At 67.6% G+C, this 12407-nt stretch carries 15 protein-coding genes; 5 read left to right on the top strand and 10 right to left on the bottom strand.

The window, feature by feature from the left end:
• Positions 1–167: 167 nt before the first annotated feature.
• The 4 genes from QOD90_RS24860 to phoU all read right to left on the bottom strand — a co-directional run bounded on the left by QOD90_RS24860 (position 168) and on the right by phoU (position 3531).
• Entirely contained in the window at positions 168–869 is a 702-nt protein-coding gene (locus tag QOD90_RS24860; RefSeq protein WP_526354084.1) for a GAF and ANTAR domain-containing protein, read from the bottom strand.
• A 119-nt stretch (positions 870–988) separates the two neighbouring features.
• A complete protein-coding gene (locus QOD90_RS24855; protein ID WP_526354080.1) occupies positions 989–1969 on the bottom strand; it encodes a helix-turn-helix transcriptional regulator in 981 nt (326 codons plus the stop codon).
• An 82-nt stretch (positions 1970–2051) separates the two neighbouring features.
• On the bottom strand, positions 2052–2741 hold the full coding sequence (locus QOD90_RS24850) for an ANTAR domain-containing protein (RefSeq protein WP_526354078.1): 690 nt from the start codon (positions 2739–2741) through the stop codon (positions 2052–2054).
• Between the two features lie 130 nt (positions 2742–2871).
• Positions 2872–3531 carry a phosphate signaling complex protein PhoU gene (gene phoU, locus QOD90_RS24845; RefSeq protein ID WP_526354076.1) on the bottom strand — a complete coding sequence of 220 codons (660 nt, stop codon included), beginning with the start codon at positions 3529–3531 and terminating at the stop codon, positions 2872–2874.
• A 208-nt stretch (positions 3532–3739) separates the two neighbouring features.
• On the opposite strand from phoU, the gene mbp1 reads away from it, so the two are divergent.
• Positions 3740–3976: a microaggregate-binding protein 1 gene (gene mbp1 / locus QOD90_RS24840; protein WP_526354074.1), complete on the top strand. Its 237-nt coding sequence runs from the start codon at positions 3740–3742 to the stop codon at positions 3974–3976.
• Between the two features lie 99 nt (positions 3977–4075).
• Here the strand turns inward: mbp1 and QOD90_RS24835 are convergent, their stop codons facing one another.
• Positions 4076–4843 carry an endonuclease/exonuclease/phosphatase family protein gene (locus QOD90_RS24835; protein WP_526354072.1) on the bottom strand — a complete coding sequence of 256 codons (768 nt, stop codon included), beginning with the start codon at positions 4841–4843 and terminating at the stop codon, positions 4076–4078.
• 52 nt (positions 4844–4895) lie between these two features.
• Between QOD90_RS24835 and QOD90_RS24830 the strand changes: the two genes are divergently transcribed.
• The gene (locus tag QOD90_RS24830; protein ID WP_526354070.1) at positions 4896–5465 is read left to right on the top strand and encodes a hypothetical protein; all 570 of its coding nucleotides are present in this window, start codon (positions 4896–4898) and stop codon (positions 5463–5465) included.
• Between the two features lie 67 nt (positions 5466–5532).
• On the top strand, positions 5533–6888 hold the full coding sequence (locus QOD90_RS24825; RefSeq protein WP_526354068.1) for a hypothetical protein: 1356 nt from the start codon (positions 5533–5535) through the stop codon (positions 6886–6888).
• A gap of 127 nt (positions 6889–7015) precedes the next feature.
• Here the strand turns inward: QOD90_RS24825 and QOD90_RS24820 are convergent, their stop codons facing one another.
• Genes QOD90_RS24820 through QOD90_RS24810 form a run of 3 tightly spaced genes read right to left on the bottom strand, consistent with a single transcriptional unit; the run spans position 7016 to position 8950 of the window.
• A complete protein-coding gene (locus QOD90_RS24820) occupies positions 7016–7648 on the bottom strand; it encodes a methyltransferase domain-containing protein (RefSeq protein ID WP_526354066.1) in 633 nt (210 codons plus the stop codon).
• Positions 7638–8324, bottom strand: a complete 687-nt coding sequence (locus tag QOD90_RS24815; RefSeq protein ID WP_526354064.1) for a TIGR04282 family arsenosugar biosynthesis glycosyltransferase — start codon at positions 8322–8324, stop codon at positions 7638–7640. The genes QOD90_RS24820 and QOD90_RS24815 overlap by 11 nt, the downstream gene beginning before the upstream one ends.
• Positions 8321–8950 (bottom strand): glycosyltransferase family 2 protein, encoded by a 630-nt coding sequence (locus QOD90_RS24810; RefSeq protein WP_526354082.1) that lies wholly within the window; start codon positions 8948–8950, stop codon positions 8321–8323. Before QOD90_RS24810 ends, QOD90_RS24815 begins: the two co-directional genes overlap by 4 nt.
• Positions 8951–9080: 130 nt before the next feature.
• On the opposite strand from QOD90_RS24810, the gene QOD90_RS24805 reads away from it, so the two are divergent.
• Together QOD90_RS24805 and QOD90_RS24800 are read left to right on the top strand one after the other, a co-directional pair.
• Complete coding sequence (locus QOD90_RS24805; RefSeq protein ID WP_526354062.1) at positions 9081–9770, top strand: response regulator transcription factor; 690 nt, start codon at positions 9081–9083, stop codon at positions 9768–9770.
• Complete coding sequence (locus QOD90_RS24800; protein WP_526354060.1) at positions 9757–10785, top strand: sensor histidine kinase; 1029 nt, start codon at positions 9757–9759, stop codon at positions 10783–10785. The genes QOD90_RS24805 and QOD90_RS24800 overlap by 14 nt, the downstream gene beginning before the upstream one ends.
• A gap of 85 nt (positions 10786–10870) precedes the next feature.
• Here QOD90_RS24800 and QOD90_RS24795 read toward each other — a convergent pair whose 3' ends face one another.
• Entirely contained in the window at positions 10871–12001 is a 1131-nt protein-coding gene (locus QOD90_RS24795; RefSeq protein ID WP_526354058.1) for a nitronate monooxygenase, read from the bottom strand.
• 13 nt (positions 12002–12014) lie between these two features.
• Positions 12015–12407, bottom strand: a 393-nt coding sequence (locus tag QOD90_RS24790) for an NAD-dependent epimerase/dehydratase family protein (protein ID WP_526354056.1), incomplete at its 5' end; no start/stop codon positions are given.

The raw sequence follows: 12407 nt of genomic DNA, 5'->3' as shown, positions 1-12407 counted from the left end.
TCGACACCACCCGCCGATGCGCCGATGGCGATGATGCCGGGTGGTTGCTCCACACCGTTCGAGACAGGCTCCACAGCTTGTTGGCTACCCCCCTTCGCGCACCCTAAGCAGTTGGCTCGCGCCTTCGACGTGCCGCTTCGGGGATTTCAGTTTCGGCAACCACGCCCTCAGGATGTCGGCGTCAATCCGCGCGACGAGGTAAGGCGTTCGGCGACGTCGTGCAGTGGCGTGTTGCTGTCCTGCGACAGACGCTTCAGCAAATCGAACGCCCGCACCGCGTCAAGATCGAACCGCTCCATGAGCATGCCCTTGGCCTGGCCGATCACGTCACGAGAAGCCAGCGCGCTGCGAAACTGGCGGTCACGGCGCAGCATGCCCCAGGCGATGGCGGCATGAGTGGCAAAGATCATGCCAAGCTCGAGGGCTTCCTCGGTGAAGGCGTGCGGTCGCTCGGCGAAGAAGTTCAGCGCACCGCTGTCGGCTTCGCCCGCGAAGACCCTGAACGACACGATCGACCGGATCGGCGTGGACTCCAGCGCAGCTACGCGGTACTTGGGCCAGCGCTCGTCGGTCGCCAGGTCGTCGACACGGACGGTGTGGTTCTCCCATGCCGCGGTCAAGCAGGGGCCTTCCTGGTTGCGGCGCTGCACCTCGTCCAACTCGAGCACGTACGGGTGGGTCGCCGCGACGTTTCGGATGCCGTCCCTCTTGCTGACCATGGTGATTCCGGCGTACTGCGCGCCGGGCACGGCGCGGGTCGCGCTGTCGGTGATCTCCGCCATGGCGCGGTCCCCGTCGTGCTCGCCACGCTGCGGAACGTCGACCAGGAGAGCGGCCATTTCCGCGATCTTCGAGCTGTATGGCTCCACCGCCACGGCACAGCCCCCGATGCTCGCGAGCCCCCGGCGAGGGGCCGTCATCGCCGATGGTACGTCCGCTCGCCCGGCCGGGCGATCGTTGCAGTTCCGAGGCGTGATTCCGATCGCGGTCAGCACCGCAGCGTGACGTGGGGACTCTCACCGTAGGTTTCGCGGTACAACACCGCGAAACGTCCGACGTGCGCGAAACCCCATTGCGCGGCCGTGGCCGTCACCGTCGTGCTCGCCCTGTCTCCGGCGACCAAATCGCGGTGGACGCGATCCAGCCGGACCCGTCGCAGGTAGGCCATCGGCGTGGTCTCCAGGTGGCGCCGGAACATGTACTGCAGCGCCCTTGGCGTGACGTAGACGGCGCTCGCCACGTCGGCAACGCCGATGTCCTCGGCGACGTGCTCCTCGAGGTAGGCCATCGCGCGGCGCAGGAGCACCGGGCGATGGTCGTTGCGATCGTGGGGACTCTCGCCCGCGCCCGCAGTGTTGGGGAAGGCAGACAGCACGGCGGCCGCCAGTAGTCGGCCCGCGCCTGCGAGCACGAGGGGGAAGGCGGCGGCGGCGCCATCGTCGGCCAGAAACGTCTCCTCGACGTAGCGGCGGGTAGCGGTCAGCGCGCGGGCGGCTTCGGAACTGATCGGCCGGACATCGCTGAAGCGCACCAAGGCGGGCTTCGGCGCGAGGTCCGCGGCCGCCTTGGTCAACAGAAACCGTTCGACGACAACGGTTTTCAGTGCGACATCGCAGGTTCGCAGGCGAATTGGAGCGGAGGCAGTCGAGCCGAGCACCATCTCGCCCACATTCGCGCCACCTTCGTGGTCGTAGGCGCGACTCTCCGCCCGCCCCTCGGTCGGCCAGAGAACGACGACGCCCGAAGTCGCCTCGCCGCGCGTCTCGACGTCCCCTTCGTGCCTGACGTCCTCGAGCGCGAAGCCACCTCCGTCGAACCTGCGGTGGTCGAGCCCGATGCGTTCGCCGTGCCGGTGGCCCTTGAGCTCCAGGCGCATGTTGGCGCCATAGAGTCGACTGAGGTACGAGGTGATCTCTGCGGGGTCCGTGCTACGGATCCCGTGCCGCCGCAATTCGCGAGTACGGTTCATGATCGGCTCCACGACAGCATGGCCGAGCTGCATTCTGAACCCGTTTCCGTTCGCAGAGTACTCCGGAAAACGAAGTTCGCAATTAGGCCTGGCCCCTTGAGGACAGCGCGACGGCAGGCACCGCGCGAGGCTCGTGGGCGGTGAGAAGGGCATGGTCGACGTGTGCTCGCAATTCGGCGGTCAACGGCTGGCCGATGAGTTGCTCGACGAACTGCGCGGCAATCGTCCGCAGCTTCACGTTGGTCTGTTGGGACCGCCACGTCAGTATTTCGAATGCACGCTCTGACGAAACCCCGTAGGCCAGCCTGATGATGCCGACCGCCTCGTGGATGAGCGCCCGCCGCTCTTCGACCGCAGCGACGACTTCGGTCACGGATTTCTGTATGTCGGCTTCGACCTTGTCAGTGATGTCGACATAGAAGCCTGCGGTCCCGATGACCTCGCCGTCCTCCCCGAGCAGCCGATCTCCCACCACCACGACGACGTGTTCGGCGCCTGCGGTATCGATGATCCGGTGCTTGCTACTGAAGGCCGCGCCGTGTTGCAGGACGTGATCGATGATCTCGGATACGGCCGGGTGATCGTCGGGATGCTTGTGCGACAGGATCAGTTGCGTCGTCGGAACGACGGTTCCAGGTTCGTAACCGTGCATACGCGCCACGGCGTCCGACCATTCCCAACGGTGCGGCCCCTTCAAATAGCGAAAGCTGCCGACGCGCTCGAAACCAGACCCGGATGCCGCTGCCTCGTCGACCACGATGGAAAGAGTCATCACATCCAACCCCCGTTGCCTGGCGTCGTCTCAACCACGAGAGTCGACTCGGACGGCGGTGCCGTCAAGGTCGCTGCGCGAACGTTTGAAGGTCAATTCGCGAACTGTGCTGAAGCGTGAAAGAGCGGCGTCAGACCGCGCATTCGCGGTCGGCGGGCGGGCCGTCGGCCTGGAAGATCAGCCGCCGCGCAATCGCTTCGGCGTGGTCGGCGAACCTGCCGTAGAACCTGCCGAGGAGCACGACGTCGCTGGCGACTCCTGCTCCGTGTGCCCACTGCGGACTCATCACGGCCGCAAACAGTTCGCGGTGCAGTGTCTCCATGGCCCGATCGTCACGCCGGACCAGCCGTGCCTGCGCGCAGTCCACATCCAACAGGGCCACTCGACAGCGCTCGGCCAATTCGATTGCGAGACGCCCCATTTCCTCGAAGTGTCCACGCATCTCCGCTGGTATCGGAGATTCGGGATGGTAACGGAGGCAAACCCTTGCGACGTGTGCGGCCAGGCCGCCCATCCGGTCGGCATCGGCGGCGACGTGGATTGCGGTGACCACCGCGCGAAGGTCGCCTGCCACCGGCGCTTGCCTCGCCAGAAGGCTGAGCGTGCGGCGCTCGACCCCGTTGTGCATGGTTCGAAGCTGCTCGACGTCGAGGACGACACGACCGGCCATCTCGGCATCGACGTCCAACAATCCGTCGGTGGCGCGCCCGACCGCGTCACCGGCGAGTCCGCACATGGCGCTCGTGTCTGCGCGCAGCAGGTCGAGTTGACGGTGAAAGTCCATGCGCATGAGTACTCCTCGACGGCTGACGAGTCGATCGACGCGGTACCCCCCTCAAAGCATCTCAAACGTTGAGCGACGCGTTCTCGCTCTCGATCTTCACTCCCCAGCACGGTTTGGTCATGGCTTTCGCGGGCAATGACAACCCCTGCGGAGCTCCCGCGAACGTGCGTGGTCGCCGCCGATCACGGCACGCCAGAACTCGAGAGAGGAAACGATGACTGACAAGAACAGTGGCCCGGAAGAGGGCATCAAGGGCACCGTCGAGGACCTCAAGGGCAAGGCGAAGGAAGTAGCCGGCACGGTGACCGGTCGCGACGACCTCACCGAGGAGGGCAAGGCCCAGCAGGACAAAGCCGACGCCCAGCAGGATGCCGCCAAGAAGGAGGCGGAGGCCGAGGCCGCCCGCGGTGGAGCGGCGGCGGCCGAAAAACGCGAGAAGTCACATCAGTGACCGCATGATCGACGGAGGGCCCGGCCTGGTGGCCGGGCCCTTCCTCGATCCAGCGGCCCCTACGTGTGCGGCGGGTCGGACGTCTTCCCGATTCGGGTGTCAACTCCGGCGCTCGATGTCGACCACCAGCGGTCGATGGTCGGAGATGGACATCTCGGGCGCATCGACCCGGGTGGCCGTCAACGTGGGGTCATCGGTCAACACGTGGTCCAGCTGGCGCTCGGGTGATTTGGCCGGGAACGTGCGACCTGCTGCGAGAGAACGCATTCCGGACGATCGCCGGACCGATTTCGGCGTCAGATTGAGATCACCCGCCAGCAGATGCGGACCAGGAAGGCCACACAGGTCACGGACCAGGTGCCGCAGCTGACGCCGGTTCCAGCCCGGCACGAACGACAGGTGCGTGTTGGCGATCGTGAGAGGGCCAAGCGGCGTCTCGAATCGTCCGATCACGGCGGCTCGCGGTTCTTCGTCGATGACGACCACCCGGTTGGGTTCACGCAGGTACATCGGGAACCTCATCGGGATCCGCGGTAGTCGCGCCACCTGCCAGGTGCTGGCGGGAAACCTCGACAACAGGGAGATCCCGTAGGCCGCGGCACCCGGCTGTTCACGTCCGGTCGCGGCGATCCAGGTTGCACCGGGAGTGCCCGCGATCGCGGCGACGAACCGGTGGCTGACCGCACCCATCGCGTCCGCCGCCACGGCGGTCAGATCGGCCATCCCGGAGCGCGGCTGCTCGAGATCCACCTCTTGCAATGCCAACACGTCGGCGTCGATGGCGCGCACGCAGTCCTGCAACCTGCCGACGTCCACGCCGTCACCGACCGTCCTGCCATGCAAGATGTTGAATGTCGCCAGCCGCATGGGGTACTAGATACCCATCATGACGACATACCGATCGCGTGGGCACTGACCGATGTTCGATCACCAGGCCGCACTGCGCGACGCGCTGAAGCGTGCCGCTTCCGCCCTCAAGGCGGACGGCAAGGACTTCGCGCTGGCGGGAAGCTACGCGCTGTGGGTGCACGGAGCGCCCGAGCCGACCCATGACGTCGACCTGGTGGTGGCGGAAACCGATGCCGACGCTGCCGCCACGATCCTGGGCAACGCGGGTTTCGACGTCGAACGCACGCCTGAGGACTGGCTGTTCAAGGCGAGGACGGACGATGTCGTCGTCGACGTGTTGCATCGGGTCAACGGAGTGGAGGTCCGCACCGACCTGATCCGCGCCGCGCCCGCTCACGAGGTTCTCGCGATCTTCATGCCGGTGCTCTCACCGACGGTGGTGCTGTGCCAGAAACTCAAGTCACTCAACGAGCACCACTGCAACTTCGCCGCCCTGCTGCCCGCCACCCGGGCGGTGCGGGAACAGGTCGACTGGGCCATCGTCCGTGCCGAGACCGCCGAGAACGACTTCGCCGCGGCGTTCCTGGACCTCCTCGACCGGCTGGCGATCACTCCTGGATCTGGAATAAGCGGTAAATAACCTTCCTTGAACCCGTCAGCGAAACGTCACGGCGGATCCGCGGGCGCCCCGCCTAGGGTGGGTAGACGTGAGATCTGCCCGTCGCGACGTCCTCGCGGCCGTCCTAGCGGTCTTGCTGGTCGCCGCGGCATTCGCGGTCCCCCATCTCGACCTCGGCATAGTCACGCCGTTGATCAACAGCACCCGGCAGCAGATCGAGATGTACGCCGCCGCGGCGCCGATCTTCGGGTGGTGGGACGCGCACGTCGGCTGGGGCACCGTCCCGGCAATCGTGATCGGCATCGGAACTGCCGTGTGGGGTCCGGCGGTGGCACAACGCCTGCCATGGCGGGTCGTGCCGTGGGCGACGTGGGCGACGTCCTGCGCGTGGGCCTTCGCATTGGCGATGATCGACGGCTGGCAGCGGGGTTTCGCGCACCGCCTCGCGACGCCCAACGAATACCTGCGCCAGGTGCCGTCGATCACCGACATCCCGTACGCGCTTCGGTCTTTCTCGTCGAGAATCCTTGACTTCCAACCTGATTCGTGGATCACGCACATCTCGGGCCATCCTCCCGGCGCTCTGCTGACCTTCGTGTGGCTCGATCGCGTCGGCCTCAGTGGTGGCGCCTGGGCGGGGCTGCTGTGTCTGCTCGTCGGGTCGAGTGCCGCCGCGGCAATCGTCGTCTCGGCGCGGGCACTGTCCGGTGACGACCTCGCGCGGCGGGCGGCCCCGTTCGTCGCCGTGGCGCCGACGGCGATCTGGGTCGCCGTGTCAGGCGACGGGTACTTCGCCGGCGTCGCAGCATGGGGCCTTGCGCTGCTGGCACTCGCGACCCGCCAGACCGTGCGGCTGCCGATCCTGGCGGGGGCCTGCGCCGGACTGCTGCTCGGGTGGGGCATCTTCCTCAACTACGGCCTCGGCCTCATCGCCCTTCCCTCGGTCGCGGTACTGCTTTCGGCCAGGGACGTCCGCTCCGCGATGCGGGCCTTCATCCCCGCCGCGGTCGCCGCCCTGGCCGTAGTGGGGGTGTTTGCGCTCGCCGGCTTCTGGTGGTTCGACGGTTACCTCCTGGTGCAGGACCGCTACTGGCAGGGCATCGCGAAGGACCGCCCCTTCCAATACTGGTCATGGGCCAACTACGCGTCGGTGGTGTGCGCCGTCGGCCTCGGCACCGTCGCCGGGGTGTCCCGCGCCTTCGATCTCAAGCTGATCAAGGAGCGGTCTGGCCTGCACCTGGTGATCCTGGCGGCGCTACTGGCCACCGTGTGCGCCGACCTGAGCATGCTCAGCAAGGCCGAGGTCGAGCGAATCTGGTTGCCGTACACCGTGTGGCTGACCGCCGCCGGGGCCCTGCTGCCCCCGCGCTCGCAGCGATGGTGGCTGGGGCTCAACGTCGTTGGGGCCCTGGTGCTGAATTCGGTGATCCTGACGAACTGGTAGGCACCGGATCCCTGCCGAGCGTGCGCGGAATGCCACTCCGAGCGGCGTGTCGGCGTGCCGACACGCAGGCTCGCGGGGGTTGGGGGTTGCAGGGGTTTCGGGGTTGCAGGGGTCTCGCGACAGGACGTCAGGCGGCGGCCAGGCTGGCCAGCACCCTGCCGCCCACCGGCGTGACCGCCGCGACCCCGAGGCCGACGTCTTCGGCGAGCCGTTTCGCGCAGTCGACACCGACCGAGGCCCACCGAAACCACGGTCCGACGGTTTTCGCCGACTCGAGGCGTACCCAGCGGGATTGAACTCCGCTGATGTTCGGATCGAACTCGGCAATACAACGCCCGCCGGTTCGCATCAACTCAGCGGCCCGACGCAGGACGCGAATCGGGTCGCCACCGAGCCCGACGTTGCCGTCGGCCAGCAGCACGGTGCCCCAGCGGCCAGTGCCGGGCAGTCGCTCGAAGACATCGCGGCGAAGAGCCGGGGCGCCACTGCGGCGAGCCATCTCGACGGCGGTCTGCGATTGGTCCACGCCCAATGCGGGAATGCCGAGCTTCGTCAGATGAGCGACGAATCGTCCTGGGCCGCAACCCAAGTCGATCGTCGGCCCATGACACAAGCCGAGCACCGCCTTGTCGAAGGCACGGTCGAGGCGCTGACCCCCCACCAACCAGCTGTGCACCGGCAGCCCCTGCATCCTGCCGTCGTCGTAGCGAATCCAACATCGCTCGCCCGTCAGAGCCTCGTCGTACAAATTACCCAGCACGTCCCACCTCCACGGCCACCGACGCCTGCCGAAACCGGCTGTCCGGCGCGCACATCCGACGAACCTCCTCGATGTCGTCGACGGTGTCGACATCGGCCAACTCTGGGAGCAGCTGCACGTCCAACCCGGTGTCGCGCAGGGCGGCAAGCGTTACGGCGCCGGTCTGCGCCGTCGACATCGGCACGGTGCGCAGGCACTCGGCGGCCTGCGGATCGGTGAGGCCCAAGACCCACCAGCCGCCGTCTCGAGCCATGCCGAGCACCGCGTCGGTCGACAACAGCGCCACTGCGCATTCGGCGAGCAGGGCGGCGGTAACCTGCGGGGTGTCCATGCCGATCTGCACGACGGGCAGGCCGCCTGCCGCGCTCGCGGCGTCCGCGTGTGCGTTGGCCAGTCGATCGGCGAAGTCGTCACCGCGCTGCTCGACGACCGTGAAGTCAGCGAGGCGGGTCCGGATCTCCTCGCAGCGACTCGCGGCAGCGAGATCGCCGGTCATTGCGACGACGCGGTGCGCGACGGGCGCGTCGGCGACGGAATCGAGGGTGTCCAACAGAGCAGCGGCCGCAAGATCGGCAGCCACTGCGGTGCCCAAGGTCGCCGCGAGTCGGGTCTTGGCGAGGCCGGGCACCGGGGCCTTGGCCACCACCAGCACCGCCACCGCGATATCCGAGCTCACGAAATCACCCGCCAAAAGTCCAGGACCGCAAAGAAACTGCCTCGAACCGACCCACTGACCTTCGACTTGCCACCCGTGCGGGGCCCGTAGTCGATGTCGTGCTCAGCGACGATCCAGTCCGCTGCGGCGGCACGGACCAGTAGTTCGAGCGGGTACCCTGATCTGCGGTCCTCAACCCCGAGCCCGAGCAAGGCGTCACGACTGGCCACCCGCATGGGCGCGATGTCATGCACCGGGATACCGTGCCTGCGCCGCAGCCGCCAGCAAACCACCTGGGTGCCCAGTCGGGCGTGCCAGGGCCAGCGCACTCCCGGCAGGGGCCGCCGGCGGCCGACCGCCATGTCCGCGCCTCGGTCGAGTTCATCGACGAGCTTCGGCAATTCGCGGGGGTCCATCGATCCGTCGCCGTCCAGCACAGCCACGATCGGCGTCGTGGCCGCGACGATGCCCGCGTGCACGGCAGCGCCGTATCCCGCCCGCGGCTCGTCGACGACCCGCGCTCCGCAGCGCCGGGCCACCTCGCCGGTGCCGTCGGTGCTGTTGTTGTCGACCACAAGAGCGTCGTAGCCCTCTGGGAGCAGCGCGAGCACTCCTGGCAGTGATTCCGCCTCGTTCAGACAGGGCATCACCACCGTCACACGCGAGGGTTCCACCGCTCAAAGGCTAGTCACCCCAGCCGGGGCATTGCGGGGTGAACGCTGACGAATCGGTGACGTCGACGCAGGTAACGGACGTGTCCGGCTACTCTGGATCGTCGTGACCCGGGTTCTGATCGCTGACGACGACAACGTCGTCAGAGACGTCGTGCGCCGATACCTCGAGCGCGACGGACTCGAAGTGTCGATCGCACGTGACGGTCACCAGGCCCTGCGCGCATTGGCGTCCGAGCAGATCGACGTCGCCGTCCTGGACGTGATGATGCCCGGCCCGGATGGGCTGGCGCTGTGCCGCGTCCTGCGCGAGCGCGGCGGATACGCGGTGCCGGTGATTCTGCTGACGGCGCTCGGCGAGGAGGACGACCGCATCGCGGGGCTCGAGGCAGGCGCCGACGACTATCTGGTGAAGCCATTCAGTCCCCGCGAGCTGGCGCTGCGGGTCCGCTCGGTCCTGCGCCGCGCCCCGTGGGGGCTCGGCGCACCACCCGTCGTCGTGACCGTGGGTGACATGACGGTGTCGGCCGCGGCCCGCTCGGTGACCATCAAGGGCCAGCCGATAAGCGTCACCAATCGCGAGTTCGACCTGCTGCTGTTCTTCCTCACCCACAGAGGGGTCGTCTTCAGCAGGGAAGAATTGCTGAAGATGGTGTGGCAGTGGGACTTCGGTGACCTGTCTACCGTCACCGTGCACGTCAAGAGGCTCAGGTCCAAACTGGGCGCGGAGCACCGGGTGCAGACCGTCTGGGGCCGTGGCTACATGTGGAGTGAAGACAACCATGCCGATGACTGACAGCTGGGAGATCGCCGGCATCGCGCTGGCGTGCTCGGTACCGGTCGTGGTCGCAGGCGCAATCCTGATCCGTCTGGCGCGGTCCTGGTCACTGACCCTCAGCATGGTGGTACTCGTCCTGATCCCGACGGTGGCCACCTTCACCGGCGTGTTCGGGGCGAGCGGATTCATGCTGTCACCTCGGTTCGAGGGCATCGCCGTCGTGCTCGTCATCGTCTCGGTGGTGACCATTCCCGCCGCGATCATGCTGGCCCGCTATCAGGCCAGGCGCACGGTGTGGGAGCAGCAGATCCGCGAGGCCGACGAGGTCGCCGAACAATCGCGTCGGCAGCTCGTTGCCTTCGTCAGCCACGACCTGCGCACGCCACTCGCCGGGATCAGGGCCGTGGCCGAGGCGATCGCCGACGGCGTGGTCGAAGACGACGAGATCCGCAGCCACGCCAAACACATCGAGCACGAGACGATTCGACTCTCCGCGATGGTGGACGACCTATTCGAGATGTCGAAGATCAACGCCGGCGCCGTGCAGGCGGCATACGACAAGGTGGCCCTGGACGAGGTGGTCGACGACGTGGTGTCCGCGCATCGCATCGCCGCCGAGCGCGCGGGGGTCGCCTTGCGAGCTCGGCTGCCCGCCAAGCCCGTCGGCGTGATCGGTAGCGACCGCGCCTTGGTGCGGGTGCTGTCCAACCTCGTCGCCAACGCCATCGCCCACACTCCCGAGGGTGGCACGGTCGAACTCGCCATCGGATCCGACGGCCAGGGTGCATGGGCCAGGGTCGACGACACGGGAGTCGGCATCAACGAGGCCGACCTGGCGCGCGTCTTCGACGTCGCCTACCGCGGATCCAACGGCCGAGTGCCACGCGAAGACGCTTCACTGCCAAGCGGATCCGGCTTGGGCCTGGCGATCGCGGCGGGATTGGTGCACGCCCACCACGGCACCGTATCGGCGTACAACCTCCAGAGCGGTGCCCGCTTCGAGGTGCGCCTTCCACTGGCCGGCGAGGAATAGCGTCTACTTCTCGGCGTTGAGGTAGCGCTGACAGTCGCGAAATGCGATGGCAACGACTGTCAGCGCTATCTCAACGCGGATGTGCTCACTCGGGCAAGGAGTTTCCCAACCGCTGGGCGGCGGCGAGGTAGTCCTCGATGAACTCAAGGACGACGTCGCGGGCGGGCTTGACCTTGTTCATCAACCCGACGCCCTGCCCGACGAAGTACGTCGCCAACTCCTGCGCCCCCCGGTGGCCCTGATCGGCCAGCGAGTCGATCCGGCGCAGCACCGGTTCGCAGAGCATCGACTGCAGCGGCAGCGGTAGCGGCTGATGGCCATCCGCGTGCGGCAGCCAGGCGTCGGTCCAGTCCGAAACCAGTTGGCGCGACGGCTTTCCCGTCCGGCCCGCCGAGCGCACGGTGTCGCGCGACGTCGCCGCGAGCATCTTCTGCACCGTGTGCGGCGCGGTCTCCGCCTCCTCGGTGGTCAGCCACACCGAACCCGTCCACGCGCCGTCGGCGCCCATCGCGACCGCAGCGGCCATCTGCCTGCCGGTCACGATTCCGCCCGCGGCGAGTACGGGGGTGTTGCTGCCGAGGGCGGCCAATGCATCGAGGACCTCGGGGATGAGCACCAGCGTGGTCACCTCGCCGCAATGCCCGCCGGCCTCGGTGCCCTGCGCGACGATCAGGTCGACCCCCGCCGCTACCTGCTTGACCGCGTGCTCCTTGGCTCCGACCAAGGCAGCGACCGGCACACCGCGCTCACGGCCGGCCTCGATCATGTAGTCCGGCGGCACGCCAAGGGCATTGGCGATCAGCTTGATCGGGTGACTCATCGCCACGTCCAACAGCTCGCGACCGGTGTCACCGGTCAACGCGGACCCGCCGAGGCGCGGCGATGCCTCGGCCTCGATGCCGTGTTCGGCGAGCAACTCAGCGACGAAGCTCCGGTACTCGGCGGGGATCCTGTCGACCAGCTGGGTGCGGGAGAGGTTCTCGCCCTTCCCCTCGAACTTCGCGGGGACGATGATGTCGGCGCCGTACGGCTTGCCGTGCACGTGCTCGTCGATCCAGGTCAGCTCCTGGTCGAGCTGCTCGGGGGTGTAGGCGGTCGCACCGAGCACGCCGAAGCCACCGGCGTTGGTCACCGCGGCGACGACGTCCCGGCAGTGGCTGAACGCGAAGAGCGGGAAGTCGATGCCGAAACGTTCGCAGAGTGTTGAGCTAGTCACCGCTCGAGTATGGCTACCCGCGCAGCGGCGCGAACGCGAACTCCCTCAGTCCGTCGGACGGGTCGATCGCGGCCCGGAACCCGAGCACGTCGGCGGCCGCCGCAGGATCGGCCACGATGTGGCGGACGTCGCCACTGCGGTACTGACCGGTCACGACGGGTGGCTGCCCCTCGCGAGCCGCACAGATCTTGGTGGCGACGTCCATGATCGAGATGGGCCGCCCCGAGCACACGTTGAACGCGGTGAAGCCAGCCAGCCCGTCCGCGGCCACCGCCGCGGCGTTGACGGCCGCGACGTCGTCGACGTGGACGAAGTCCCGCATCTGACCTCCGTCCTCGAAAACCCTTGGAGGTTCTCCGCTTTCGATGGCCGACCGGAAGATCGCCGCCACCCCGGAGTAGGGGGT

This window comes from Mycobacterium sp., from assembly GCF_032161845.1.
In the GTDB taxonomy this organism is placed as follows: Bacteria; Actinomycetota; Actinomycetes; order Mycobacteriales; family Mycobacteriaceae; genus Mycobacterium.
This window is presented reverse-complemented; position numbering and strand designations above follow the sequence as displayed.

What these genes read in the sequence shown, in the direction of transcription:
- QOD90_RS24855 (WP_526354080.1), bottom strand. Translation starts at nt 1,969, where the DNA reads ATGAACCGTACTCGCGAATTGCGGCGGCACGGGATCCGTAGCACGGAC.
- QOD90_RS24850 (WP_526354078.1), bottom strand. Translation starts at nt 2,741, where the DNA reads ATGACTCTTTCCATCGTGGTCGACGAGGCAGCGGCATCCGGGTCTGGT.
- phoU (WP_526354076.1), bottom strand. Translation starts at nt 3,531, where the DNA reads ATGCGCATGGACTTTCACCGTCAACTCGACCTGCTGCGCGCAGACACG.
- mbp1 (WP_526354074.1), top strand. Translation starts at nt 3,740, where the DNA reads ATGACTGACAAGAACAGTGGCCCGGAAGAGGGCATCAAGGGCACCGTC.
- QOD90_RS24835 (WP_526354072.1), bottom strand. Translation starts at nt 4,843, where the DNA reads ATGCGGCTGGCGACATTCAACATCTTGCATGGCAGGACGGTCGGTGAC.
- QOD90_RS24830 (WP_526354070.1), top strand. Translation starts at nt 4,896, where the DNA reads ATGTTCGATCACCAGGCCGCACTGCGCGACGCGCTGAAGCGTGCCGCT.
- QOD90_RS24810 (WP_526354082.1), bottom strand. Translation starts at nt 8,950, where the DNA reads ATGCCCTGTCTGAACGAGGCGGAATCACTGCCAGGAGTGCTCGCGCTG.
- QOD90_RS24800 (WP_526354060.1), top strand. Translation starts at nt 9,757, where the DNA reads ATGCCGATGACTGACAGCTGGGAGATCGCCGGCATCGCGCTGGCGTGC.